Here is a 26163-nt window from a genome sequence, read left to right on the forward strand (position 1 = left end):
CGGACCACGTTGAGCCCGTGTTGTGCTGTGGCGTGATGTAGCCCTCGTCGTGGCTGTAGAAGATCCCAGCCATGATCCCGGTGATGCGCTTACCGTCGGCACGCACACCCTCAGCAATGTCGCGCTGCTGTGACTGCCGAGGCAGACCTGCCGGTTGATGGCAGTACAGAGCGACTTGGGGTAGGGCGACTAGCCACCCGGCGCGTAGTTCAGCGGGGCCGGAATGCACTGCTGCACATCGACCATGTAGTCGTGGCACAGCTTGTCCAGCTCTTCGGTGGTCACACCGGGTTTGACAAAGGGTTCGATGTAATCGAGCACCTCGGAGGCCAGGCGGCAGGCCACGCGCATGGCTTCAATATCTTGGGCGGTTTTGATGGTGATCGTCATGGGGTGCAATTATCCCATTGGCCTGCCGGGCACGCAGGTGACGGGGCTTGTCGCAGTTAAAATACAACCAGTTTCCTTGCCCCAGTCAGCGGCAAGGGCCTATCAGACGTTCCGTCTTTACTTATTCAAGGCCACCCAGTGACCGTACAGCACCATATTTTTGAAGGCGGCAACGCCATCAGCGAGTTTCGTATTGCGCAACTTTTGCCGCGTCTGGCAGCAATCTCCCCATCTATCCAGGGCCTGAGTGCGCGTTTTGTGCATTTGGTGTCCACCGATACAGCCCTGCAAGGCGACCAGCTTCAAACACTGGCCGCCTTGCTCACTTATGGCGACCCTTACAGTGGCCCCGCCGAGGGCCCGGTGATCGTGGTCAGTCCACGCCTGGGCACCGTCTCGCCCTGGGCGTCCAAAGCCACCGACATTGCGCACAACTGCGGCTTGCCCATTCACCGCGTGGAGCGCATCACCGAATACCGCCTGACGCTCAAGTCCGGCTTGCTCGGCAGCGCCAAAGCGCTGAGTGACGAACAGCTGGGCCAAGTGGCAGCCTTGCTGCACGACCGCATGACCGAATCGGCCTTGCCCAAGCGTGAAGACGCATTGGCGCTCTTTACCGCCTTGCAAGCCGCGCCCATGGAGCATGTGGACGTGCTCGGGGGTGGTCGTGCCGCTTTGGATGCCGCCAACAAGGCCTGGGGCCTGGCCCTGGCCGAGGACGAAATTGACTATCTGGTCAACGCCTTCAACGGCCTGCAGCGCAACCCCACCGATGTGGAGTTGATGATGTTCGCGCAAGCCAACAGCGAGCACTGCCGCCACAAGATCTTCAATGCGCAGTTCACCATTGACGGTGTGGCCCAGCCCAACAGCCTGTTCGGCATGATCCGCAACACCGAAAAGCTGAACCCCCAACACACAGTGGTGGCCTATGCCGACAACGCCTCCATCATGGAAGGCCACACCATCGAGCGCTTTGTGGCCCGCGCGGGCGAGCAGGGCGCGCCTTATGTGAAGGAAACCGCTCAGCACCATGTGCTGATGAAGGTGGAAACCCATAACCACCCGACCGCGATTTCGCCTTTCCCTGGCGCGTCCACCGGCGCGGGCGGCGAGATCCGCGACGAAGGCGCCACGGGCCGGGGCTCCAAGCCCAAGGCGGGACTGGCGGGCTTTACCGTGTCCAAACTCTGGGGCGGCCTGAGCGACCAGCCGGGCGGCAAACCCGAGCACATGGCGAGCCCCTTGCAGATCATGACCGAGGGCCCGCTGGGTGGCGCCGCCTTCAACAACGAATTCGGTCGCCCCAATTTGGCTGGCTACTTCCGCGAATACGAGCAGGTGGTGGACGGCGTGCAGCGCGGCTACCACAAGCCCATCATGATCGCGGGTGGCCTGGGCCAGATCGACGCGACACAGACGAAAAAGATCGAGTTCCCCGCCGGCACGCTGCTCATTCAGCTGGGCGGCCCCGGCATGCGCATCGGCATGGGCGGCGGCGCGGCCAGCTCCATGGCCAGCGGCACCAATGCCGCCGATCTGGACTTTGACTCGGTGCAGCGCGGCAACCCCGAAATCGAGCGCCGTGCGCAAGAGGTCATCAACCACTGCTGGGCGCAGGGCGCGAACAACCCCATCCTCGCCATCCACGACGTGGGCGCGGGCGGCCTGTCCAACGCGTTCCCGGAATTGACCAACGACGCAGGCCGTGGCGCACGCTTCGATTTGCGTGCCGTCAAGCTCGAAGAGTCGGGCCTGGCGCCCAAGGAAATCTGGTCCAACGAAAGTCAGGAACGCTATGTGATGGCGATCGCTCCTGAGTCGCTTGAGCAGTTCAAGGCCTTCTGCGAGCGCGAGCGCTGCCCCTTTGCAGTCATTGGCGTGGCTACCGAAGAGCGCCAGCTGGTGCTGGAAGACAAGGGTCAAGAAACACCCGTGGACATGCCCATGGACGTGCTGCTGGGCAAGCCGCCCAAGATGCACCGCGACGTGAAATCTGTCGAGCGCAACACCCAGCCCATCGACCTCACCGGCGTGAGCCTTCAAGATGCCGTCATTGGCGTGTTGAGTCACCCCACCGTGGCCTCCAAGCGCTTCCTGATCACCATTGGCGACCGCGCTGTGGGTGGCCTCACGCACCGCGACCAGATGGTCGGCCCTTGGCAGGTGCCGGTCGCCGATGTGGCTGTGACCCTGGCCGACTACCAAGGCTTTGCCGGTGAAGCCATGGCCATGGGCGAGCGCACGCCGCTGGCGTCCATCGACGCCGCAGCGTCTGGCCGCATGGCGGTGGCCGAAGCCATCACCAACCTGCTGGCCGCGCCGATGGAGCTGTCCCGCGTCAAGCTCTCGGCCAACTGGATGGCCGCTTGCGGCGAGCCCGGCGAAGACGCCGCGCTGTACGAAACCGTCAAGGCCGTGGGGATGGAGTTGTGCCCGGCGCTGGGTATCTCCATCCCGGTGGGCAAGGACAGCCTGTCCATGCGCACCCAATGGAAGGACGGCGACGCCACCCGCAAGGTGACTTCGCCCGTGAGCCTGATCGTCAGCGCCTTTGCCAGCCTGCCCGATGTGCGCGGTACGCTCACCCCCCAGCTGGACGCCCAGACCGCTGACACCAGCCTGGTGTTGATCGACCTGGGCAAAGGCGACAAACGCATGGGCGGCTCCATTCTGGAGCAAGTGCTGGGCGACGCCGGGCGCCCCAGCTTTGACGCCGTGCCCGACCTCCACGACGCGCAAGACCTGATTGCGCTGGTCAATGCGGTGAACGCCTTGCGCGCCCAGGGGTTGATCCTGGCCTACCACGACCGCAGCGATGGTGGCCTGCTGGCCGCCGCCGCTGAAATGGCTTTTGCGGGCCATGTGGGCGTGGCGCTGAACGTGGACATGCTGGTCACCGAGGGCGACGGCATTACGGACAGTCGTATGGACGCGGGCGACGCCAAAAACTGGGCGCAGCAAGTCAGCGCCCGCCGCGAAGAGCTGACGCTACGTGCCCTGTTCAACGAAGAGCTGGGCGTGCTGCTGCAGGTGCGCACTTCGGATCGTGACGCTGTCATGGCCGTGCTGCGCGAACACGGTCTGTACAAATACAGCCACATCGTGGGCAAGACCCGTCCGGCAACGTCGAGCATCGCCAAAGGGCAGGGCGAACTGGCCGTCTGGCGTGACACCAAAGAGGTGTTCAGCGCCAAGCTCAGCGATCTGCACCAGGTCTGGGACAGCGTGAGCTGGAAGATTTGCCAGCAGCGTGACAACCCCGCCTGCGCCGACGCCGAACACGCCGCTGCAGGCCAAGCGCAAGACCCCGGCATGCATGTGGCCCTGAGCTTCGACCCGGCTGACAACGTCGCCGCGCCGTACATCAACCTGTCCCGTCCCAAAGTCGCCATCTTGCGCGAGCAGGGCGTCAACTCGCATGTGGAAATGGCCTACGCCTTCACCGCTGCGGGCTTCGAGGCCCACGATGTGCACATGACCGACCTGCAAAACGGGCGCGCCCAGTTGCAGGACTTCAAGGGCGTGGTGGCCTGTGGCGGCTTCAGCTACGGCGACACGCTGGGCGCGGGCATTGGCTGGGCGCGCTCCATCACCTTCAACCCGGTGCTGGCCGAGCAGTTCAAGGGCTTTTTTGGCCGCGCCGACACCTTTGGGCTGGGCGTGTGCAACGGCTGCCAGATGTTTGCCGAACTGGCCGACATCATTCCCGGTGCCGAGGCCTGGCCGCGCTTTACGACCAACCAGAGCGAGCGCTTTGAAGCCCGCCTGTCAATGGTCGAGGTGCTCGATTCGCCCAGCCTGTTCTTGCAAGGCATGGCGGGCAGCCGCTTGCCCATTGCCGTGGCCCACGGCGAGGGCTTTGCCAACTTCAAGTACCGGGGTAACGCAGCACAAGCTATTGCGGCCATGCGCTTTGTGGACAACCACGGTGCGGCTACCGAGGCCTATCCCTTCAACCCGAATGGCAGCGCAGGCGGCCTGACGGCGGTGACCACGGCTGACGGTCGTTTCACGGCCATGATGCCGCACCCCGAGCGGGTGTTCCGCAACATCCAGATGAGCTGGACCAGTGGTGATCGCACCGAACTGAGCCCCTGGATGCGCATCTGGCAAAACGCCCGCAAGTGGGTAGGGTAATTGAAGGTCGGGTAGGCTGGAATCAGTTCCAGCCGATCACGTCCAGCCCGCGCTCGCTCAGGCAGCGTTGCACGAATTGACGATAGGTCGCGTTGGGTTGCTGGTTGATGGCGCCTTGCGTGCCACCAGCGGCTGCGCCCACCACCGCAGATTGCGCGGCACTCTTGGCAACACCCTCCAGGTTGTTGCGCCCAAAGACCAAGCCGCCTACCGCGCCAGTCACGCCAGCAATCGTGGCTCCCGTCAAAGCGCCAGTCGCAGCACTGTTTTTGTACGGCTGCAGGCCACTGTTCCGGGCCATGCCCACACACTGCTCGACCAGGTTCAGCGCTGCTGTCTGGCCCATGTTTTTGTAGGCTGCGTTGGGGTACAGCACGGGGAGGCCCGCATTGGGGCCAGAGCTGGCGCAGCCCGCCAGCGTCAAAGCCAAGGCACAGCCAAACAAAGGTAAAGCGCGTGTGGTTGTCATGTGTGTTCTCCCTTTCAAACCGTTTGAAACCAATGGTAAACCGGTCCGGCTCAACTGCCGCTGGATCGATCCACCATTTGCTCAAGTCAGTTGCCAGTCCATGTGGACAATCTGCGCAAGCGCTGAAATCTCTGCGGATCAGGATCAGTGCACGCCCTGCACCGGGCGTGTCTTGTAGAACTTGACGGGTGACTCGGGCGTGGCGTTGAGCACCGACTTTTTGATCTTGCCGACCACATGCATTTCGCAAGGTTTGCAGTCAAAGCGCAGGGTCAGTTTTTCCTTCCCATTGATGAGCTGCAGCGGCTCGGCCCGCACGGTGCCTTGCACCCCGGTCACGCCTTTGGCCTGCTTGGGGCACAGGCTCAAGGAGTAGCGCACGCAGTGCTTGGTGATCATCAGGCTGACTTCGCCGTGCTCTTCCTGCGCCTCGTAGGCGGCAGCAATCACGTTGACACCGTGCTTGGCATAAAACTGCCGGGCCTTGTCGTTGAAGACGTTGGCCAGATAGGTGAGGGTGTCTTCGGGGTACTGAGCCGGAGGCTCTACCGGCACAACGCGGGGCAGGCGATGCAAGCCTTGGGCTCGGGCGTCTTCGAGCGCTTGCACCGCGTCGCGGCGCAGTTGGTTGAGCTGTGAGGGCGGCACAAACCATGGGCGGGGCAGGGCCAGTTGCACGTCCAGCGGTTCAAACAGGGTGTCGCCCAACTTACCCAGCGCAGTTTTGAGTTTGTCTTCGGCCTGTGCGGCGTCTTTGGGCGCTTGCCAGGCAATCGCCAGCTGTGCGGTGCCGGTGTGCCCGGCCTCATCGGTCAAAGTCAGTTGCAGGCCAGAGGGCACTTCGGCCAGCTGCATCCACACGCCCATCTTGCGTTCGGCAGATTTTTTCTCCAGCGTACGCACCCAACTCATGTCGCGGTTGCGGTTGACCTGCACGCCCTTGCGCAGATCCTTGAAGCCGTCCATCGGGTCTTTGGGCCAGAGCTTCCAATGGCCCTTGGCGCCAGCGGGTTCGGCACGGTTGATCTGCAGGCCCACCAGTTCTTTTTGCAGGTCGTAGTAGCACAGGCCGTCGCCGTTGTGCAGCACGGCGGCTGCATCGTCGGTGGCAATTTCGAGGTGGTCGGGCGCCACTTTGGTGACCCAACCAATGCCCTGGCCGGGGTTTTTGGGTGTGTCAAAGGCGCCAATGTCTTCCTTGCGCCCTTGCACAAAGTAATCGGTGAACTCGCGGTTGAAGTTCTGGTTGGGGTCGGGCACAAAGCTGAAGGTGGTTTTGCCGTGCGAGGCCGGGGCCAGCTCTGGGCGTTCGGCCAGGATCTCGTCGAACAGGCGGCGGTAGTGCGCCGTGATGTTTTTCACATAGGCCATGTCCTTGTAGCGGCCTTCGATCTTGAAGCTGCGGCAGCCCGCGTCGATCAACTGGCGCAGGTTGTCCGACTGGTTGTTGTCCTTCATGCTCAGCACATGCTTGTCGTGCGCGACGATGCGGCCCTGACTGTCTTTGACTTCGTAGGGCAGGCGGCAGGCCTGCGAGCAGTCGCCCCGGTTGGCACTGCGGCCGGTGTGGGCGTGGCTGATATAGCACTGGCCGCTGTAGGCCACGCACAGGGCGCCATGCACAAAGAATTCCAGAATCGTGCGCTCAGTGTCGATGCCGTCGCGGATGGCGGCGATTTGCGGCAAGGTCAGCTCGCGCGCCAGCACGATCTGGCTCAGGCCCGCGTCTTGCAGAAACTTGGCTTTTTCGGGCGTGCGGATGTCGGTCTGAGTGCTCGCGTGCAACTGGATGGGCGGCAGGTCGATTTCGAGCAGGCCCATGTCCTGGATGATCAGCGCGTCAACGCCTGCGTCGTACAGCTGCCAGGCCAGCTTGCGGGCCCCCTCCAGCTCGTCGTCGCGCAAGATGGTGTTGAGCGTGACGAAGATGCGGCTGTGAAAGCGGTGCGCATGCTTTACCAGCCGGGCAATGTCCTGCACACTGTTGTCGGCCGTGGAACGGGCACCAAACGACGGGCCGCCAATGTAGACGGCGTCGGCGCCATGGTTGATGGCTTCAATGCCAATGTCGGCCGTGCGGGCGGGGGAGAGCAGTTCGAGCTGGTGGGAAAGCATGGGGGTGGATTATCCCAAGAAAGCAAAAACGCGGCCGAGGCCGCGTTTGGAGTGAAGGCAAGACCAATTACTGAATCTTGGCCTTGGCGCGCAGGTCATCCTGGAACTTGGCCAGTTTCTGCTGCTGCAGTTGCTGAGTGATTTGCGCCTTGACTTCGTCGAGCTTGGGCAGTTGGGTCTCGCGAATATCTTCCACGCGGATGATGTGCCAGCCAAATTGGCTCTTGACCGGGGCATCGGTCATCTGGCCTTTGCCCAGCTTGACCATAGCGGCACTGAACTCGGGCACAAAGCCTGCGGGGTTGGCCCAGTCCAGGTCACCACCATTGGCGCCGGAGCCAGGATCTTTGGAGTGTTTCTTGGCCAGATCTTCAAATTTGGCGCCTTTGCTGATCTGGGCGATCAGGTCTTTGGCCTGGGCTTCGGTTTCCACCAGGATGTGGCGTGAACGGATTTCCTGACCAGCGTTTTCCTTGACGAATTTGTCGTACTCAGCCTGGATCTCGGCATCTGAGACAGCGCTTTTCTTTTGCACATCGGCCAGCAGGGTGCGGATCAGGATGCTTTGGCGGGCCAGTTCGAGCTGGTTTTTGTACTCGTCAGTGGCGTCCAGGGCGCGCTTTTTGGCTTCCTGCATGAAGATTTCACGGGTGATCAGCTCATCCTTGATCTTGGCCATGATCTCGGGCGTCACAGCCTGACCAGAGGCTTCCACCTGCTTTTTCAGCGCATCGGCACGCGAAGTGGGGATGGCCTTGCCATTGACGATGGCGATGTTTTGAGCCAGAGCAGGCAGGGCCAGCAGGGATGCCAGAGCGGCACCAATGATGTGCTTTTTCATGAAGTCCTCAGGATGAGACAGTAGGGGTTAAAGCAATTCAATCGCCAGAGCGTGCAGCCCGGCATCGATGAAATCTTGCAGCGCATCATACACAAGCCGGTGACGAGCCACACGACTCAAAGGTGTGAACAAAGGTGAAGCTATCCGCACCCGGATGTGACTGCCTTCGGCCTGGGCGCCAGCGTGCCCGGCATGCGCTGCACTTTCGTCAAGGACCTCCAGCGCCGTTGGTTGCAGCCGCTCGCGCAAGCGCTGCTCGATGGCTTGAGCCACCCGGCTCATGGCTTGTCCTTGGGCAGGTGTCGGGCAATGTACAGACCCTGGCCCAGCAAGAAGACGATGGGAAATGCGTAGCCCCATAACTTGAAGTCCACCCAGGCATCGGTGCTGAAATACGCGGCCACATAGGCGTTGGTCGCGGCCATGAACAGGGCATACAGCATCCAGGACACATTCAGACGGTTCCACACCGGGGTGCTCAGGGGCAATTGCTGACCCAGCATGGCCTGCAAAAAGTTTTTGCGCAGACCCCACTGACCCACAGCCAGGGCTGCCGCCATGCCGGTATAGAGCAGGGTGGGTTTCCATTTGATGAACCGTTCGTCATGCAGGCCCAAGGTCAGCGCTCCAAACACCAGCACCAGCACCAGCGTGACTTTGTGCATGGTTTGCAGGCGCCCATCCATCTTGTAGATGATGGCCATTTGCGCTACGGTAGCAGCCATCAGAACGGCTGTACCAATATAAATATCCCCCAGTTTGTAGGCCCCGAAGAACAGGATCAGGGGAAGAAAGTCGAGCAGCTGCTTCATGTGCGGTCCGTGTGTGGCAAAGGCTCGAAGTCTAACGAAGCCGAATTCATGCAGTAGCGAAGCCCTGTGGGCGCAGGGCCGTCTTCAAACACATGGCCCAGGTGGGCGCCGCATTGGGCGCACAGGGTTTCGACCCGCACCATGCCGTGGCTGAGGTCGCGCCGCTCTTCGATGGCCTGCGGGTTGGCGGCCTTGAAAAAGCTGGGCCAGCCGCAACCGGCGTCGAATTTGGTGTCGGAATGGAACAGTGTGGCGCCGCAGCAGATGCAGCGGTAGGTGCCAGCAGCCCAGTGGTCTTCGTAGCGACCGGTGAACGGACGCTCAGTCGCCGCTTGCCGGGTCACAGCAAAGGCCACAGCTTCGGCGTTTTTGCGTGCCAAGAGGTCTTGCCACTCGGCGTCGGTGTGTTGAATGCGGGTCATGACGTGATTGTCTCAGGAGGAACAGCTCAGCTGCAGATGGGCCGCCCAGTCCGGGGGCAATTGGGCACGGCTCTCAAAGCCGGGGTGTTCGTCATAAGGGGATTGGAGCAAAGTCAGCAAGGTGTCCACCTCGGAAAAATCACCTTGCTCGGCTTGCGCAATGGCCACTTGGGCCAGGTGGTTGCGCAGCACGTATTTGGGGTTGGTGCGCAGCATCGCCTGGCCCAAGGCCATGGGCTGCGCGCTCGCGATGCGCTGGCGGTAACGCTGCAGCCAAGCTTGAAACGCCTGGGGCTGAATCCACAAAGCCGACACATCTCGCCAATGTGGTGCCTGCATGTCCCACGATCCCTCTTCATGGGCCATGGCTGAGCTCAGCCTGCGCCAGAACAGGGGATAGTCCACCCGCTCTTTGGCCAGAGACTGCAGCAGCTCTTGAGTCAACAGCCAGTCGGCCTCGCGTTGTTCGTCTGTGGCCAACGTGCCTGTGAGCCCCAGCTTGGCACGCATGGCGTTACCCATCTCCCGCACAAAGTGGGTCTCGAAGGTCTTGATCACGGCACGAATCAGATCCACATCTGCGATCAAGGGGTACAGTGCCTGGCCCAGTGCCAGCAGGTTCCAGTAGGCCACGTCGGGTTGCTGATCCCATGCATATCGGCCATGCGTGTCGCTGTGATTGCAGATGTGGCCAGGGTCAAAACCATCCATGAACTGGAAAGGGCCATAGTCCAGCGTCAGCCCGAGGACGCTCATGTTGTCCGTATTCATGACGCCATGGCAAAACCCCACGGCTTGCCACTGGGCAATCAAGCGGGCAGTGCGTTGAACCACCTCATCGAGCAAGCCAGCGTAGGCGTTGCCTTTCCAGGCTGGAGCATGTTTGTGCGCCTGAGGCAAGTGCACGGCAATGGTGTGGTCGGCCAGTTGCTGGAGCAAGTCCTTGCGCCCCTGGGCGGCAAAGTGTTCAAAATGACCAAAACGCAAAAAACTCGGTGCCACACGTGTGACCACGGCGGCGGTTTCGGCGCGCTCTCGGTAAACGGGCGTGGGCGAGCCCACCAAAGCCAGCGCCCGTGTGGTGGGAATACCCAGGCCATGCATGGCCTCGCTGCACAGGTATTCGCGAATGGAAGATCTCAAGACAGCGCGCCCATCGCCCATGCGTGAATAGGGCGTGCGACCCGCGCCCTTGAGCTGGATTTCCTGCGGACCGAGTCGCGACTGGGCCTCGCCCAGCAGCAAAGCACGGCCATCGCCCAGTTGTCCGACCCAGACGCCAAACTGGTGGCCGCTGTAGACCGTGGCCACCGGATCGCTGCCCTGCAACAAAGTGTTGCCCGCCAGGGCCTGCAAACCAGCATCGCCAAGCAGTTGAGAAGGCCAGCCCAGTTCGTCAAGCAGCGCCGTGTTGCGCCCCACCCAAGCGGGCCCAGGCATGGCCTGTGGCTGCAGCCGAGTGAAGAAGTCTTCGCCCAGGCTGTGCAGGCGGTGCGTCCAGTCGAGCATGAGGCGAAGTGTTTCAGGCATGCCGGTCATTGTGCTTTGCAATCAGTGTCCCGTGCCGGGGTGGGTCTATCAAGGCACCCGGTCGTCCTCTTGGAGACAGCACTCAGGGATTTGCCTGCTTGCGCGGGCTGCGTTCGGCTTGCAAGATGGAGCTGTTGTGCTTTGGAGACTCCAGATGTTTGGTTTGATGCAGCAGCAGTCCTTGCTGATTTCTTCCCTGATCGATTTTGCTGAAAAGCACCATGGCGATGGTGAGATCATTTCTCGCAGGGTTGAAGGAGATATTCACCGCTCCAGTTGGGCCCAGGTGGCCCGCCGCGCCCGACAGGTGGCCAATGCGCTCGATGGTATGGGCCTTGCTCAAAGCGACCGCATCGGCACCTTGGCCTGGAACGGCTACCGGCACCTGGAGTTGTACTTTGGCGTGAGCGGTTCAGGTCGTGTACTCCACACCATCAACCCCCGTCTGCATCCCGAGCAAATTGCCTGGATCGTCAACCATGCAGAAGACCAGGTGCTGTGTTTTGACCTGACGTTTTTGCCCTTGGTGCAGGCTGTTCATGCCAAATGCCCGACGGTACGCCAATGGGTCGCTTTGTGCGATGCCGACAAACTGCCTGCCGACGCGGGTGTTGGCAACCTGATCAGTTACGAGGCCTGGATGGGCCAACAACCCAACACCTACAGCTGGCCGCAGCTGGACGAAAACACGGCTTCGAGCCTGTGCTACACCAGTGGCACCACAGGCAACCCGAAAGGGGCTCTCTACAGCCATCGATCAACCATCCTGCATGCTTACGCTGCGGCCTTGCCCGATGTGATGGGTGTATCTGCCCGCGATGCCATCTTGCCGGTGGTCCCCATGTTCCACGTCAACGCCTGGGGCATTCCTTACAACGCCGCCATGACGGGCGCAAAACTGGTGTTCCCGGGGCCGGCGCTGGACGGCAAGTCGGTTTACGAACTGATCGAGGCCGAGGGCGTGACCTTTGCTGCAGGCGTGCCCACCGTATGGCAAATGTTGCTGGGCCACATGAAGCCATCGGGCCTGAAGTTCAGCACCCTCAAGCGCACGGTCATCGGAGGTTCTGCGTGTCCACCGGCCATGATCGACGCCTTCCGGGAAGACTATGGTGTGGATGTGCTGCACGCCTGGGGCATGACCGAGCTCAGCCCCCTGGGTACCTTGTGTACGCTCAAGAACAAACACCTCAAGCTCCCCGCTCAAGAGCAGATGAAACTGCGCCTCAAGCAAGGCCGCTGCATTTTTGGCATTGACATGAAAATTGTGGATACCAACGGGCAAGCGCTGCCCCATGACGGCAAGAGTGCGGGCGACCTGTTGGTCAAAGGGCCATGGGTGGTGGCTGGTTATTTCAAGCACGAAGGTGGCGACCCACTGGTGGACGGCTGGTTCCCCACAGGAGATGTGGCCACGATTGACGCCGACGGCTTCATGCAAATCACCGACCGCAGCAAGGACGTGGTCAAGTCCGGCGGGGAATGGATCAGCTCCATTGATGTGGAAAACATTGCCATGGCGCACCCGGCAGTAGCCATGGCCGCCTGTATTGGCGTCAAGCATCCCAAATGGGACGAGCGGCCGATTGTGTGCGTGGTCAAAAAACCAGGCACCGTAGTCACGCGCGAAGAGTTGCTGGCTTTCTACGAAGGGCGAACCGCCAAGTGGCAGATTCCGGACGATGTGGTCTTCATGGATGCTATTCCGATCGGGGCCACGGGCAAGATGCTCAAAACCCGGTTGCGCGAGCAGCTGGCGGATTACACATTGCCTGACCAGCGCTGAATGCAGCCACCGGCTTTTGCGGGACAATCCGTTTTTTGACTCTTGTCGCCCCGCCGGGCGACTGAAAGCCGGTTTTGGAGTTCTTTTTTGTCAGTGTGCTCAATGGCCTGAGCTACGGCTTGTTGCTGTTTTTGCTCAGCGCTGGATTGACCCTGATCCTGGGCATCATGGGGGTGCTCAACTTTGCCCACGCCAGCTTTTACATGCTGGGCGCCTACCTGGGTTATGCCCTGGCCCAGCACTGGGGATTCAGCGCTGCGCTGGTGCTGGCGCCTTTGCTGACAGGCCTGCTGGGCGCAGGCTTTGAACACCTGGTGATGCGGCCGCTGCACCGTCAGGGTCATGTGGCAGAGCTGTTGGTGACTTTTGGTTTGAGCTATGTGGTGCTGGAACTGATCCAGCTGCTCTGGGGGCGAGCCCCTTTGAGTTTTAGCTTGCCACAGGCCTTGCAGGGCACCAGCGTCTGGATGCTGGACTTGCCAGTCTCGCGTCTGTTCATCATGGCGGTTTCTCTGTGTGTGCTGGTGGCCTTGTGGTGGCTGCTGCACCGCACCCGCACGGGCCTGGTGGTGCAAGCCGCCATCACCCATCCGGACATGGTCCAGGCGCTGGGGCACAACGTGCCTGCTGTTCGAATGCTGGTCTTTGGCGTGGGTAGCGCATTGGCAGGGCTGGCAGGTGTTCTGGCTGGCAGCACCTTTGTGACCGAGCCGGCCATGGCGGGCGCCATGGGCGCGGTGGTGTTTGTCGTGGTCGTGGTCGGGGGCATGGGTTCGCTGCTGGGGGCCTTTGTTGCCTCCTTGCTGGTGGGTATGTTGCAAACCCTGGCCTTGAGTTGGGACCTGCCGCTGGGCAGCATTTCGAGCGCACGTTTGGCGCCAGCCTTGCCGTTTGTCTTGATGGTGCTCATGCTGATCTGGCGACCCCAAGGCCTGCTGGGCAAACAAGGGGACTGAAGTATGCGCCGGGCCTTGTTCCTCGTTTTGCTCTTGCTGCTTTTGCCCATGTGGACCGGGCAAGGCCATGGCTTGTCCCTGCTGACGCAGATGGGCGTGGCGGCCATGGCCTGCCTGTCCTACCAGTGGCTGTGGGGCCAAGGCGGCATGCTCAGTTTTGGGCAGGCGGTCTACACAGGTGCGGGCGCGTATCTGGCTGTGCATTTGATGCGCATGGCCGATGCGGGCTGGCCAGTACCCATGGTGCTGGTGCCGTTGCTGGCGGGCTTGGGCACTGCATTTCTGGCCTGGGCACTGGGCGGCATCAGCACGCGCCGTCCTGGCGCAGCGCTGGCCATGATCACTTTGGGGCTGGGCGAGTTGGCCTGGGCGCTGGCGCCTGTGTTCCCATCGGTTTTTGGGGGGGAGGGCGGCTTGTCAGCTGACCGCACTGCTGGTCTGTCTTTGGGCATTTGGCAAGGGGCCAACCCTTGGCACCTGTATGCCTTGGTCTGCGTGTATCTGTTGCTGGCCCTGTGGGGGCTTGGCAAGGTCGAGCATTCCCCATTGGGTTTGTATGTGCGGGCGGTACGCGAGCAAGCTGGTCGATTGGCCCATGTCGGGCCAGATCCGCATCGTGTTCGGTGGACAGCTTTTGTTCTGGCGGGGGGCATTGCCGGGGTGGCCGGAGGGTTGTCGGCCATGGTGTTTGAAATTGTGACGCCAGAGGCCTTCAACCCCGTGCGCTCGGGCGAGCTGTTGTTGTTCACAGTCCTGGCCGGTAGCCGCCACTGGGCAGGCGCCCTGCTGGGCGGGGCCCTGACCGTGCTGGCCCACACCACCTTGCCCCAGTGGACGCCAGCCAGTGGTTTGTACCTTGGCGTGCTATTCATGGTCTTGGTCACCCGCGCACCGCAGGGCCTGGCCGGGCTTGCCCTGCAATGGTGGCGGCGGGAACCGGGACGGTCACTGACGTGGCCCAAGCCTGTGGCTTGCTTGCAAGCTGTGGCAGCCCTTGGCGCTTTGGGCTTTGCCGGTGGCTTGGTCGAAATGGCTTATCAGTACCAGCAGCTGTCTACAGCGGGATCGGTCATGCCCTGGCTGGGCCTGACCCTCAAGCTTGATCAGCCCCTGCATTGGATGGGCATGACGCTGGCAGCTCTTGTCTGGGCAGGGGTGTGGGCCGTATCGTCGACTCATCGCCGCCATGCCACGAAGGAGGCCCAGGCATGAGTTCATGCGCATTGGAGTTGCAAGGCATTCATCACCGCTTTGGCGCGACCACCGTGCTTGCGGGGGTCGAGTTGCAAGTGCGCGAAGGTGAACGGCTGGCCTTGATTGGCCCGAACGGCGCTGGCAAATCCACCTTGTTTAACCTGATCAGCGGCGAGATGCAGCCCTCGCAGGGCCGGGTCATGCTGTTCGGACAAAGCCTTTCGGGATGGACCACGGCACAAATTCACCGCGCTGGACTGGCTCGCAGCTTTCAGATTCAACGCCTGTTCGGTGGCTTGACGGTGAGCGAGAACCTGGCCTCGGGGCTGTTGTGGCAAGCCCAACCGGCTTATCGCTGTTGCGGGCGCGGTGAGCAACAAGCCCATGTGCAGGCCCAAGTCAGGCAATGGCTCGATAAGCTTGACCTTGTCGCGCAAGCGCCGCTTCGCGCCGACCAGCTCAATTACGCTCAACAGCGCCGGCTGGAGTTGGGGCTGGCCTTGTCTGCAGCACGGCGCGTTGTGCTGCTGGATGAACCCACGGCGGGCATGAGTAGAGCCGAGGCCGAGCAGGCCGTGGCGCTGATCCGTGAGCACACGCAGGGCAAAACCTTGTTGTTGGTGGAGCACGACATGGAAGTGGTGTTCGACCTGGCCGACCGTGTGGCCGTGCTCGATCAGGGACGTATTCTGGCTTGCGACTCACCCGCAGCGGTACGCGCCAACCCGCAGGTGCAACAGGCCTATTTAGGGTCCTCGTCTTTTTCCAAACCTACAGGATGTGCGCATGCTTGAGGTCCGCGATCTTCGGGTGTTTCGCGGCGGACAGCCCGTGTTGCAGGGACTGTCGTTTGTCGTGCACCCTGGTGAAATCGTGGCCTTGCTTGGACGCAACGGTGCGGGCAGAAGCACCACCGCCATGGCGCTCATGGGTTTGCTACCGCGCCAAGGCCACATTTACTGGCATGGCCAGCCCCTTCAGGACTTGCCTGCGCATTTGGTAGCCCGTGCCGGTTTGGGCTATGTCCCGGAGTCGCGCGATGTTTTTCCCGGCCTGAGCGTGGCTCAAAACCTGTTGCTCGGGGAGCCTGCCCAACGCAGAGGCTCACCGCCACTTTGGACACGAGACGAACTGCTGGGCCTGTTTCCGGCGCTGTCGGCGCGTTTGCACACCCAGGCAGACAAGCTCTCGGGTGGCGAACAGCAAATGCTGTCGCTGTGCCGCACCTTGTTGGGACAGCCTCAGGTTTTGCTGGTCGACGAGCCCGCCGAGGGCTTGTCTCCCCAGGTGGTCGCACAGCTCGGCCATGTGCTTGATTTAGCTCGTCAGCGCGGCTTGGCGGTGCTGCTCATCGAACAAAAATTGCAGCTGACGCTTGCGCTGGCCGACAGAGCTCTTGTCATGGGTGCCGGTCGCATCGTGGCGGACCTTTTACCGGATGAAGTGTTGGCCTCCGGGGCTTGCGCACAGTGGCTGATGGTTTGACAGCCTAGGGTTTTCCTTGCCTCATTGACTTGATGATGTTGTGGTAAAAACGAACGGTCGTTCTTTTTTAATTCCGCAAAGGCAGACATGACAGCGCACTACAAAGTCGACGGTGATGTGGCAGTGATCACCATGGACAACCCGCCGGTCAACGGTTTGGGGCTGGCCACTCGCTTAGGCATTACCTCGGGCTTGGAACAAGCCAATAACGATCCAGCCGTCAAAGCCATTGTGCTGACCGGCGCCGGCAAGGCCTTTTCGGGCGGGGCGGACATCAAGGAGTTTGGCTCGCCCAAGGCCTTGCAGGAACCGAACTTGCTGTCGGTCATTCGCGCAGTGGAGAATTCGCGCAAACCCGTCGTTGCAGCGGTACATACCGTTGCCATGGGTGGGGGCCTTGAGTTGGCACTGGGCTGCCACTACCGCATTGCCTCGCAGGGTACCACCATTGCCATGCCCGAAGTCAAGCTGGGCCTGATTCCAGGCGCTGGCGGTACGCAACGCCTGCCGCGTGTGATTGGCGTCGAAGCGGCGCTGAACCTGATTGTGAGCGGCGAATCGGTCAAGAGCGAAATGCTGGCCATGTTGCCTGGTCAGAAGCTGTGGGACACGCTGTCGAGCAGCCCCGAGCGCCTGATGGACGAGGCACTGATGCTGGCACGCAAAGTCGCTGCCGTGCATGCGCCCAATGCGCCTTTGCCCACACCGCTGCCCCTGGTGCGCCACCTGCCTTGCAAACATCCGCAGGGCGCGGCTTACTTTCAGTTCGCCCGCAATATGGTCAAGGCCACGGCCAAGAACCTGCCTGCGCCCATCAAGTGCGTGGACGCTGTCGAAGCTGCCACCACCCAGAAGTTTGATGAAGGCATGACCTTCGAACGCACCCACTTCATCAACCTGATGTGGACGCCCGAGAGCCGTGCTTTGCGCCATTTATTCATGGCCGACCGCGCGGCGAGCAAGATTCCAGATGTGCCCGAGGACACCCCAAAACGCGAGATTCAAAGCGTAGCGATCATTGGCGCCGGCACCATGGGCGGTGGCATTGCCATGAACTTCCTGAACGCTGGCATCCCCGTCAAGCTGCTGGAGATGAAGCCTGAAGCGCTGGAGCGTGGCGTGGCCACCATGCGCAAGAACTACGAAGCGCAAGTCAAGAAAGGCAAACTCAAGCAAGACAAGTATGAGCAGCGCATGGCCTTGCTGAGCACCACCCTCAGCTACGACGACATTGCCCAGGCCGATCTGGTCATTGAAGCAGTGTTTGAAGACATTGGCGTCAAGGAGGCTGTGTTCAAGCAGCTGGACAAGACCATGAAGGCCGGGGCGATTCTGGCGTCCAACACCTCCACGCTGGACCTCAACAAGATTGCTGCTTTCACCAGCCGGCCCCAGGATGTGGTCGGCATGCACTTTTTCAGCCCGGCCAACGTCATGAAGCTGCTGGAGGTGGTGCGCGGCACTCAAACGGGTAAGGACGTGCTGGCCACCGTGATGGCACTGGGCAAGAAGATCAAGAAGACCGCCGTGGTTTCGGGCGTGTGCGATGGCTTTATTGGCAACCGCATGATCGAGCAATACGGTCGCCAGGCCGGCTTCCTGCTCGATGAGGGCTGCACGCCCGAGCAGGTGGACCGCGCCATCGAAAAGTTCGGTTTTGCCATGGGCCCCTTCCGCATGAGCGACCTGGCCGGCAACGACATTGGCTGGGCCATTCGCAAGCGCCGCGCCGTTGAGCAACCGGGCATGAAATACAGCAAGACCGCCGACTTGCTGTGCGAAATGGGTCGTTTTGGCCAGAAAACCGGCGCTGGCTGGTACGACTACCAGGCGGGCAAGCGCGACGCCATTCCCAACGCCCAGGTGCTGGAGATGATCGAGGCCAACCGCAAACGCCTGGGCATCACGCCGCGCCGGATCTCGAGCGAAGAAATCGTGCAGCGCCTGGTGTTCTCGCTCATCAACGAGGCTTGCCACATTCTGGAAGAAGGCATTGCCAACAAGCCCAGCGACATCGACATGGTCTACATCATGGGCTACGGCTTCCCGTACTGGCGCGGTGGCCCCATGAACTACGCCAACGAGCTGGGCTTGTTCAATGTGGCCGAGGCCATGAAACGCTTTGCGCTCAACCCGCACGACGATGCGGCGTTCTGGCAACCCGCGCCGCTGCTGCAGCGCCTGGTGGCCGATGGCAAAACATTCCAATAAAGGTTTCTGATCATGACGAACGCTGTCATTGTTTCTACCGCACGCACCCCGCTGGCCAAAAGCTGGAAGGGTTCCTTCAACATGACCCATGGCGCGACCCTGGGCGGCCATGCGGTGCAACACGCTGTGGCCCGTGCCGGCATTGATGCCGCCGAGGTTGAAGACGTCATCATGGGCTGCGCCAACCCCGAGGGGGCTACTGGCCTGAATATTGCCCGCCAGATCGCGCTCAAGGCAGGCTTGCCGATTTCGGTGTCTGGTTTGACAGTCAACCGCTTTTGCTCCTCTGGCCTGCAAACCATTGCCTTGGCGGCGCAACGCATCATCTCGGGCGAGGGCCAGGTCTACGTGGCTGGTGGCGTCGAAAGCATCTCTTGCGTGCAGCAGGAAATGAACCAGCACATGCTGATGGACCCCGCGCTGCAAAAGCAAAAGCCCGAGATCTACTGGAACATGCTGCAAACCGCAGAACAAGTGGCCAAGCGCTATGGCATTGGCCGCGAAGCCATGGACGAATACGGCGCGGCCAGCCAGCAAAAAGCCTGCGCTGCAGCGGCGGCCGGTTTGTTTGATGCCGAAATCGCGCCCATCACCGTGGTCTCGGGTGTGTACGACAAAGTGCAAGGCCTGATCACCAAGCAGGTGACCGTCAGCCGCGATGAGGGGCTGCGCGAAGGCACCACGCTTGAGGCCATCAGCGGCTTGCGCTCGGCCATGCCCGGTGGCTTGGTGTCGGCGGGTAACGCCAGCCAGTTTTCTGATGGCGCGGGTGCTTGCGTGGTCATGGACGAAGCCCTGGCCGAAAAACGGGGTCTGCAGCCGCTGGGACGTTTTCTGGGCTTTGCGGTGGCCGGTTGTGAGCCCGACGAAATGGGCATTGGCCCCGTTTACGCCGTGCCCAAAGCTTTGGCGCGACTCGGCCTGAAAGTCAGCGACATTGACCTGTGGGAGCTCAACGAAGCCTTTGCCGTGCAGGTCATTTACTGCCGCGACAAGCTGGGCATTCCAGCCGAGCGCCTCAACGTCAACGGCGGCGCGATTGCGGTCGGCCACCCCTACGGCGTCAGCGGCCAGCGCTTGACCGGACACGCCCTGATCGAAGGCAAGCGCCGTGGTGCCAAACGCGTGGCGGTGACCATGTGTATTGGCGGCGGCATGGGTGCCTGCGGTATCTTCGAGGTTTTGTAAGCAGGAGAGTGCGCGTGCTCAGACACATTGTGATGTGGTCATTTCATGACCAGGCCGAAGGTGCAGACAAAGCCGCCAACGTCGAAAAAGCCCGCCAGGCCCTTTGGGGGTTCAAAGCGTTGGTGCCTGGCATTCGCGGTTTTGAGGTGGGCACCGCCCAGCCTGGCCTGGACTGCACCGCGGACCTGGTTTTGAACATGTTGCTCGACGATGCCCAGACCCTGAGCGCCTACCAGCAGCACCCTGAACATGCCACCATCAAGCCCTTCATGAAGGCGGTGGTGCGTCAACGCCAATGCATGGATTTTGAGGTCTGATGATGTGGCAAACTCTGGCGTTTGTCAGAGAGAAGTTCCACAAAAATGCAGAAAATCCTGGCCCAGCTGGCCACCGAAATTCAGATCCGTCCCGACCAGGTCAAAGCCGCTGTTGAGTTACTGGATGGGGGTGCCACGGTTCCCTTTATTGCCCGTTACCGCAAGGAGGTGACTGGCGGCCTGGACGACATCCAGCTGCGCGAACTGGAATACCGCCTGGGCTACTTGCGCGAGCTGGAAGACCGTCGCGACGCGGTGATCAAAAGCATCACCGAACAGGGCAAGATGACGCCCGAGCTGCTGGCCGCCATTGCTGCTGCGCCCACCAAGCAGGAGCTGGAAGACCTCTATTTGCCCTACAAGCCCAAGCGCCGCACCAAGGGCATGATCGCCCGCGAAGCTGGGCTCGAAGCCTTGGCCGACAAGCTGTTTGCCGACCCGACGCTGAACCCTGCGGCTGAAGCCGAGGCGTTTGTGCTGCCCGCAGGCCAGATCGAAGGCGCCGACTTTTCGACCGTGCCCGCCGTGCTCGACGGTGTGCGCGACCTGCTGAGCGAGCGCTGGGCCGAAGACGCCAGCCTGGTGCAAGCCCTGCGCGAATGGCTGTGGACCGAAGGCCTGCTGCGCTCCAAACTGGCCGACGGCAAGGACGAAAACAACCCCGACGTGGCCAAGTTCCGTGACTACTTTGACTACGACGAGCCCATTGGCCGCGTGCCCAGCCACCGGGCGCTGGCCGTGTTCCGGGGCAGGGCGCTCGAAATTCTGGACGCCAAACTGGTCTTGCCCGTAGAGCCCGAACCCGGCAAACCCAGCGTGGCCGAAGGCCGCATCGCGCTGCACCTGGGATGGAGCCACAGCGCTAGACCGGCCGACGACCTGATCCGCAAATGCGTGGCCTGGACCTGGCGCGTCAAATTGAGCCTGTCCACCGAGCGTGACCTGTTCGCCCGTCTGCGCGAAGAGGCCGAAAAAGTCGCCATCAAGGTGTTTGGTGACAACCTGCGCGACCTGCTGCTGGCCGCACCCGCCGGCCCCAAGGCCGTGATGGGCCTGGACCCCGGCATCCGCACCGGCGTGAAAGTGGCCGTGGTGGACAAGACCGGCAAGCTGGTGGACACCGCCACCGTCTTCCCGCACGAGCCGCGCCGCGACTGGGACGGCTCGCTCTTCACCCTGGCCAAGCTCTGCGAAAAGCACGGCGTGGATCTGATCGCCATTGGCAACGGCACCGCCAGCCGCGAGACCGACAAACTGGCGGGCGAGCTGATCAAACAGCTGGCCAAGCTGCACCCCGAGCACGCCATCACCAAGGTGGTGGTGAGCGAGGCGGGCGCATCGGTTTACAGCGCCAGCGAATTTGCCAGCCAGGAGATGCCCGACGTGGACGTGAGCCTGCGCGGTGCAGCCAGCATTGCCCGCCGCCTGCAGGACCCGCTGGCCGAGCTGGTCAAAATCGACCCCAAGAGCATCGGCGTGGGCCAGTACCAGCACGATGTGAACCAGAGCGAGCTGGCCCGCCAGCTCGATGCCGTGGTCGAGGACTGCGTGAACTCGGTGGGCGTGGACCTGAACACAGCCAGCGTGCCCCTATTGAGCCGCGTGTCGGGGCTGTCGGGCACGGTGGCCAAATCGGTGGTGCGCTGGCGCGAAGCCAATGGCGCCTTCAAAAACCGCCAGGAGCTGATGAAGGTGACCGGCCTGGGCGCCAAAACTTTTGAGCAAAGCGCGGGCTTTTTGCGCATCCGTGGCGGCGACAACCCGCTGGACATGACCGGCGTGCACCCTGAAACCTACCCGGTGGTCGAGCAAATTCTGCTCAAGACCGCCAAGCCGATCCAGGACGTGATGGGCCGCGCCGAAGTGCTCAAGGCCCTCAAGCCCGAGCAGTTTGCCAATGAACAGTTCGGCGCCATCACCATCAAAGACATCCTGGGCGAACTGGAAAAGCCCGGCCGCGACCCGCGCCCTGACTTTCAGGTGGCCCGCTTCAACGAAGGCGTGGAGGACATCAAGGACCTGAAAGAAGGCATGGTGCTCGAAGGCACCGTCTCCAACGTGGCCCAGTTCGGCGCCTTTGTCGATTTGGGCGTGCACCAGGACGGCTTGGTGCACGTGAGCCAGCTGGCCAACAAGTTTGTGAGCGACGCCCGCGAAGTGGTCAAGACCGGCGACATCGTCAAAGTCAAGGTGCTGGAGGTGGATGTGGCCCGCAAGCGCATCAGTCTGAGCATGCGCACCGACGCCGCACCCGCAAGACGCGATGGTCCTCGCGAGAACAAGTTCGAAGGGGCAGGGCGCGACCAGCGCCAGCGGAATGGCGGTGGCTACACCTCAGCCCCTGCAGCCGGCGGCTCGGCCATGGCCAGCGCATTTGCCAAGCTGCAAGGCCTCAAAAAGTAAGGCCATGCGGGCGCTGCACATTCACGCCGGCCCCAAGGCCCTCGCGCATATCCGCGAACACGGCCTGCGGCCCGAACACATTGGCGTGATTCCCGGTGCAGCCGGTGGCCCCAAGGGCCTGATCCTGGGGCCGCTGGACCGCTTTATTTTTGGGCAGTGGTTACCGCAGTCCAGCCAACCGGTGCATCTGGTGGGTGCCTCCATTGGCGCCTGGCGCATGGCCACGGCCTGCCTCCATGACCCGGTGGCGGCGTTTGAGCGGCTGGAGCGAGACTACATCGCCCAGCACTACGAACTGCCGCCAGGCCAAAAGCGGCCCAGTGCCGAACAGGTCAGCCGCGAATTTGCCGCCAGCCTGCAGTCCTTTTACGGCGGTCGCATTGTCGAACTGCTGGCCCACCCGCGCTACAAGCTGCACCTGGTCACATCCCGCGGCCGCCATGTGCTGCAACGCGAACATCCGCTGGGCACACCGCTGGGTTATGCCGGGGCGTACCTCAGCAACGCCGTGGCCCGCCGCGCCATGGGCGCCTGGCTGGAGCGGGTGGTGTTTTCGTCGCAAGGGCCGCTGCCCTTTGGCACGCAGGACTACGTCACCCGGCAACTGCCGCTGCAGGCCGACAACTTCATGGCTGCTTTGCAGGCCAGCTGCTCCATTCCGTTTGTGCTGCAGCCGGTGCATCACATTCCCGGCGCACCCACGGGCGCGTATTGGGACGGCGGCATCACCGACTACCACCTGCACCTGAACTACCAGCCCCCGGCCAACAGCCCCATCGTGCTGTACCCGCACTTTCAGCAAGCGGTGGTGCCCGGCTGGCTGGACAAAGCCCTCAAATGGCGCCACCACGCCACCCCGGCGTTGGACGCGGTCTTACTTCTGGCTCCCAACCCCGAATGGGTCAAAACCTTGCCCAACGGCAAACTGCCCGACCGCCAGGACTTTGTCACCTACGGCCAAGACCTGCAGGGGCGGATGAAGGTATGGAACGCCGCCGCCAGCGCGGCGCAGCAGCTGGCTGATGAGTTTGCGGCATGGCTCGAGCGTCCTGAGCTTGATCAACTGAAGCCCCTTTAACTGAAGTTGCCAAGCCATGACGTCCTACGCTGACTTCATCCGCGAAACACTGTGCCCCTGGCGACCGGTCACGGCCAAGCGCATGTTTGGCGGGCATGGCATCTACCACGCGGGGGTCATGTTCGCCCTGGTGGCAGACGGGCAGCTGTTCCTCAAAGTCGATGACGAGAGTCGGCCCGCCTTCGAGGCCGCAGGCCTCGGGCCTTTTGTGTACGAGGCCAAGGGGCGGCGGGTGGCCTTGTCGTATTACAAGGCCCCAGACGCCATGCTCGACGAGCCCGACGTAGCTCGCGAATGGGCCGAGCGGGGCTGGCAGGCGGCCCTGCGGGCGCACCTGATCAAAAAGGCGAAGGAAGAGGCTTTGCCACGTCGCAAATCCTAGGCAGGCTGCCTCAGAGGCATCAAGAAAATTCAAAAAAAGGGAGTGAATCAATATGAAAAAAATCTCAGGCGCTTTAGCGTTGACGGCTTTGCTAGCGGCTTGTACGCCGCAGGGCCAAGCAACCAATCCTGCGGCAGTCCCTCAGGCGGGTGCTGATCGCGACGCGCATGGTTGTATCGCCTCGGCGGGCTACACCTGGTCTGTGGTGCGGGGTGAGTGCATTCGCATTTTCGAGGCCGGGCTGGCTTTTGAACCCGATCCGGCACCCGCGCAAGGCGCGGTGCTGTCGGCCTATCTGGTCTTGGCTCCGGCAGAGGGTGCGGTCAAGGCGGCAGAGCTGTTTGTGCCAGGTCGCGATGCCTCGGTGCCCCTGGCTTTGGTACACACGCCCGAGGGTGATATTCGCCCAACCCTGCTGGAAAACAAGGCCGAAGGCGTTTCGCTGTTCAGCTACAAGGATGAATTCTTTCTGGACGTGGGTGGTCACAGGTATCGTCGCAACAGTCCGGACAACCACAGTCTTTTGGAGCGGTTACGATGACGATTCATCGCTTGTAAAAACAGTCAATCGCCCGAGGTGCACATGCTGGGTATTCATGATCTTTGGCTTTTTGTGGCGTCCGGGCTGTTGCTTAATCTGACGCCCGGAGCAGACACCTTGTTCATTGCCACACGCAGTGCTGCTTTGGGCTGGCGCTTTGGCGTGGCTGCAGCGCTGGGTATTTGCACGGGTTGCCTGGTGCATGTGCTGGCTGCGGCATTGGGGCTGTCAGCCATTTTGGCCACGTCGCCACTGGCTTTTACGGTCGTCAAGTGGGTGGGGGCTGCTTATCTGGTTTATATGGGCCTCAATCTCTTGCTGCAGCGTCAGCAGGCGGGGCAAGCACCGCGTGCACTGGTGCCTGCTGCCTGGTCCTCGGTTTTTGTTCAGGGTTTTTTGACCAATGTACTGAACCCCAAAGTCGCGCTGTTTTTTCTAGCCTTTGTGCCGCAGTTCATTGCCCCTGCTGCACCTCAGAAAGCGTTGGCCTTCCTGGTCTTGGGCGGGATTTTTACGTTCAATTCCTTGCTCTGGTGTCTTTTGCTAGCCTGGTTGGCGGCGCGTATGGGCAAGCTCGGCGTCAAGCGCCGTCTGCAGCAGTGGCTGCAGCGCGGGGTTGGGGGCCTGTTTGTGGGGCTGGGTGTTCGACTGGCCTTGTCAGATTGAGTATGGCCCATCTGCCCGTAATCGCGCCTAGCCTTTAAAGGCTGACACTCAGCATCTGCCGGTATTCCTCCGCGCTGGCAATGCGCGGGTTGGTCTTGTGGCAGTGGTCGGCCAGCGCCCCGGTGATGACCTGATCAAACAGACTCTCGGTCACGCCCATGGCAGCCAGGCCGGTGGGCAGGCCCAGGCGGGCGTTCATGTCCTTGATGGCATCGGGTATGTCCGAGCCGCTTTGCAGGCCCATGGCCTGGGCCATGCGGTTCAGGCGCTTTTCTTTCTGGACCGACTCAGCACTGGCGTTGAAGTTGACCACGGCGGGCAAAAACATGGCATTCAAGGTGCCGTGGTGCAGACGCGGGTTCACGCCGCCCAGGCTGTGACTCAAGGAATGCACGCAGCCCAGGCCTTTCTGGAAGGCCATGGCGCCTTGCATGCTGGCGCTCATCATGTTCAGGCGGGCGTCGCGGTCCTGGCCATGGGTGGTGGCGCGTTCGATGTGGGCCCAGCCCCGGGCCAGGCCGTCGAGCGCAATGCCGTCGGCCGGCGGGTTGAACGGCGCGGCCATGAAGGTTTCCATGCAGTGGGCAATCGCGTCCATGCCGGTGGCGGCCGTCAGCACCGGCGGCAGGCCCAGCGTGAGTTCGGGGTCGCAAATGGCAGCCTTGGGCACGATGAACCAGCTGTGAAAGCCCAGCTTGCGGCCATCGTCGACGATGAGGATGGCGCCGCGTGCGACTTCGCTGCCCGTACCCGCCGTGGTGGGCACCGCAATCAGCGGTGCCACCCGGTCGGTGATTTTGGGGGAGCCGCCTTCGATGGTGGCGTAGGTCTTGAGCGGTCCTTCGTGCGTGGCGGCAATGGCCACGCCCTTGGCGCAATCAATCGACGAACCGCCACCGAGCGCAATCAGGCCATCGCAGCCGTTTTTTTTGTACAGGGCCGCAGCAGCACGCACGGCCGCTTCGGTCGGGTTGGACGGGGTCTGGTCAAACACGCTGGCCTGAATACCGGGCAGGGCGGTCAGGGCCTTGTCCAGAATGCCCACCGCCTTCACGCCTGCGTCGGTCACGATCAAGGGGCGAGAAATGCCCACGCGCTCGCACTCGGCCTTGAGCAGGGCGAGGGCGCCAAAGTCGATCTGGATCTGGGTGATGTAGAAGATGTTGGACATGGCTTGTCTCCGCGCGTTGTACGATGCCAAACATTGTGACCCGTTACACGCGGTTTTGATGCAGCG

General features: G+C 61.9%; 22 protein-coding genes and 1 pseudogene. 14 read left to right on the top strand and 9 right to left on the bottom strand.

Translation table 11 applies throughout. The annotated features are described in order from the left end of the window. Positions 1-192: 192 nt before the first annotated feature. Positions 193-390 (bottom strand): annotated as a pseudogene (locus tag AAFM15_RS08860) (M24 family metallopeptidase); the annotation flags it as partial. Positions 391-528: 138 nt separating this feature from the next. On the opposite strand from AAFM15_RS08860, the gene purL reads away from it, so the two are divergent. Next, positions 529-4530, top strand: coding sequence for a phosphoribosylformylglycinamidine synthase (gene purL, locus AAFM15_RS08865; RefSeq protein ID WP_341686358.1), 4002 nt, complete (start codon positions 529-531; stop codon positions 4528-4530). Between the two features lie 22 nt (positions 4531-4552). On the opposite strand, the gene AAFM15_RS08870 is transcribed toward purL, so the two are convergent. From AAFM15_RS08870 to AAFM15_RS08900, 7 genes are all read right to left on the bottom strand, one after another. Further along, complete coding sequence (locus AAFM15_RS08870; protein ID WP_341686359.1) at positions 4553-4999, bottom strand: glycine zipper family protein; 447 nt, start codon at positions 4997-4999, stop codon at positions 4553-4555. Positions 5000-5143: 144 nt separating this feature from the next. Then, positions 5144-7114, bottom strand: coding sequence for a U32 family peptidase (locus tag AAFM15_RS08875; RefSeq protein ID WP_341686360.1), 1971 nt, complete (start codon positions 7112-7114; stop codon positions 5144-5146). A gap of 67 nt (positions 7115-7181) precedes the next feature. Further along, the gene (locus tag AAFM15_RS08880; RefSeq protein ID WP_341686361.1) at positions 7182-7955 is read right to left on the bottom strand and encodes a peptidylprolyl isomerase; all 774 of its coding nucleotides are present in this window, start codon (positions 7953-7955) and stop codon (positions 7182-7184) included. A gap of 27 nt (positions 7956-7982) precedes the next feature. Next, positions 7983-8237 carry a BolA family protein gene (locus AAFM15_RS08885; RefSeq protein ID WP_341686362.1) on the bottom strand — a complete coding sequence of 85 codons (255 nt, stop codon included), beginning with the start codon at positions 8235-8237 and terminating at the stop codon, positions 7983-7985. Next, positions 8234-8767, bottom strand: a complete 534-nt coding sequence (locus AAFM15_RS08890; RefSeq protein ID WP_341686363.1) for a septation protein A — start codon at positions 8765-8767, stop codon at positions 8234-8236. Before AAFM15_RS08890 ends, AAFM15_RS08885 begins: the two co-directional genes overlap by 4 nt. Then, complete coding sequence (gene msrB, locus AAFM15_RS08895; RefSeq protein WP_341686364.1) at positions 8764-9189, bottom strand: peptide-methionine (R)-S-oxide reductase MsrB; 426 nt, start codon at positions 9187-9189, stop codon at positions 8764-8766. Before msrB ends, AAFM15_RS08890 begins: the two co-directional genes overlap by 4 nt. A 12-nt stretch (positions 9190-9201) precedes the next feature. Next, complete coding sequence (locus tag AAFM15_RS08900; RefSeq protein ID WP_341686365.1) at positions 9202-10719, bottom strand: protein adenylyltransferase SelO family protein; 1518 nt, start codon at positions 10717-10719, stop codon at positions 9202-9204. 154 nt (positions 10720-10873) lie between these two features. On the opposite strand from AAFM15_RS08900, the gene AAFM15_RS08905 reads away from it, so the two are divergent. The 13 genes from AAFM15_RS08905 (at position 10874) to AAFM15_RS08965 (ending at position 24926) form a co-directional block, all read left to right on the top strand. Beyond that, positions 10874-12505, top strand: a complete 1632-nt coding sequence (locus AAFM15_RS08905) for a 3-(methylthio)propionyl-CoA ligase (RefSeq protein WP_341686366.1) — start codon at positions 10874-10876, stop codon at positions 12503-12505. Between the two features lie 74 nt (positions 12506-12579). Then, positions 12580-13461: a branched-chain amino acid ABC transporter permease gene (locus tag AAFM15_RS08910; protein WP_341686367.1), complete on the top strand. Its 882-nt coding sequence runs from the start codon at positions 12580-12582 to the stop codon at positions 13459-13461. Between the two features lie 3 nt (positions 13462-13464). After that, complete coding sequence (locus AAFM15_RS08915) at positions 13465-14673, top strand: branched-chain amino acid ABC transporter permease (protein WP_341686368.1); 1209 nt, start codon at positions 13465-13467, stop codon at positions 14671-14673. Continuing rightward, positions 14670-15449, top strand: a complete 780-nt coding sequence (locus AAFM15_RS08920; RefSeq protein WP_341686369.1) for an ABC transporter ATP-binding protein — start codon at positions 14670-14672, stop codon at positions 15447-15449. Before AAFM15_RS08915 ends, AAFM15_RS08920 begins: the two co-directional genes overlap by 4 nt. Further along, the gene (locus AAFM15_RS08925; RefSeq protein WP_341686370.1) at positions 15442-16140 is read left to right on the top strand and encodes an ABC transporter ATP-binding protein; all 699 of its coding nucleotides are present in this window, start codon (positions 15442-15444) and stop codon (positions 16138-16140) included. Before AAFM15_RS08920 ends, AAFM15_RS08925 begins: the two co-directional genes overlap by 8 nt. 87 nt (positions 16141-16227) lie before the next feature. After that, positions 16228-18351 (top strand): 3-hydroxyacyl-CoA dehydrogenase NAD-binding domain-containing protein, encoded by a 2124-nt coding sequence (locus AAFM15_RS08930; RefSeq protein ID WP_341686371.1) that lies wholly within the window; start codon positions 16228-16230, stop codon positions 18349-18351. A gap of 12 nt (positions 18352-18363) precedes the next feature. Then, entirely contained in the window at positions 18364-19539 is a 1176-nt protein-coding gene (locus AAFM15_RS08935) for an acetyl-CoA C-acyltransferase (protein WP_341686372.1), read from the top strand. Between the two features lie 14 nt (positions 19540-19553). Beyond that, positions 19554-19856, top strand: coding sequence for a Dabb family protein (locus AAFM15_RS08940; protein ID WP_341686373.1), 303 nt, complete (start codon positions 19554-19556; stop codon positions 19854-19856). Between the two features lie 45 nt (positions 19857-19901). After that, the gene (locus tag AAFM15_RS08945; RefSeq protein WP_341686374.1) at positions 19902-22259 is read left to right on the top strand and encodes a Tex family protein; all 2358 of its coding nucleotides are present in this window, start codon (positions 19902-19904) and stop codon (positions 22257-22259) included. Between the two features lie 4 nt (positions 22260-22263). Next, complete coding sequence (locus AAFM15_RS08950) at positions 22264-23337, top strand: patatin-like phospholipase family protein (RefSeq protein ID WP_341686375.1); 1074 nt, start codon at positions 22264-22266, stop codon at positions 23335-23337. Between the two features lie 16 nt (positions 23338-23353). Continuing rightward, the gene (locus AAFM15_RS08955; protein WP_341686376.1) at positions 23354-23719 is read left to right on the top strand and encodes a TfoX/Sxy family protein; all 366 of its coding nucleotides are present in this window, start codon (positions 23354-23356) and stop codon (positions 23717-23719) included. Between the two features lie 52 nt (positions 23720-23771). Continuing rightward, entirely contained in the window at positions 23772-24260 is a 489-nt protein-coding gene (locus AAFM15_RS08960) for a hypothetical protein (protein ID WP_341686377.1), read from the top strand. Positions 24261-24302: 42 nt separating this feature from the next. Next, positions 24303-24926: a LysE family translocator gene (locus AAFM15_RS08965; protein WP_341686378.1), complete on the top strand. Its 624-nt coding sequence runs from the start codon at positions 24303-24305 to the stop codon at positions 24924-24926. Between the two features lie 34 nt (positions 24927-24960). Here AAFM15_RS08965 and AAFM15_RS08970 read toward each other — a convergent pair whose 3' ends face one another. Next, positions 24961-26097 carry an iron-containing alcohol dehydrogenase gene (locus AAFM15_RS08970; RefSeq protein ID WP_341686379.1) on the bottom strand — a complete coding sequence of 379 codons (1137 nt, stop codon included), beginning with the start codon at positions 26095-26097 and terminating at the stop codon, positions 24961-24963. Positions 26098-26163: the final 66 nt, after the last annotated feature.

The organism is Limnohabitans sp. (genome assembly GCF_038134685.1).
Lineage (GTDB): Bacteria > Pseudomonadota > Gammaproteobacteria > Burkholderiales > Burkholderiaceae_C > Limnohabitans_A.